Source organism: Nocardia cyriacigeorgica (assembly GCF_010858045.1).
Taxonomy (GTDB): domain Bacteria; phylum Actinomycetota; class Actinomycetes; order Mycobacteriales; family Mycobacteriaceae; genus Nocardia; species Nocardia cyriacigeorgica_E.
This window is the reverse complement of record NZ_JAAGVC010000382.1, coordinates 1-281: the sequence shown is the minus strand read 5'-3', so window position 1 is coordinate 281 and position 281 is coordinate 1. Positions and strand designations below refer to the sequence as shown.

Annotated in this window: 1 protein-coding gene; it reads right to left on the bottom strand. The window is 68.7% G+C overall.

The annotated features are described in order from the left end of the window. The coding region (locus GV790_RS30115; protein ID WP_163818194.1) for a UTRA domain-containing protein at positions 1 to 281 on the bottom strand (281 nt) is incomplete at both ends.

Below are 281 nucleotides of genomic sequence, written 5' to 3'. Positions count from 1 at the left end.
GGTGAGGACCTCGGCGCCGACCTCGGGCGCGAGGTAGGTGAGATCGAGGCTCAGCGGCAGATCCGCGAGATAGCGCAGACGTTCGATGTAGACGGCCTGCGCGCCCGGAGCCAGCGCCAGCCTGCGTGCCACCGCAGGCGGTGCGCTGAGGAGAGTAGCGGCGCGGACCTCATTGCGGACGACGCCGTGACCCTTCAGCGTCTCCTGCAACCCGAGCAGAGTGTCAAGACCGTGGTCGAACTTCCGGGACGCCACCTTGGTGCCGACCTTCGGCACACGGG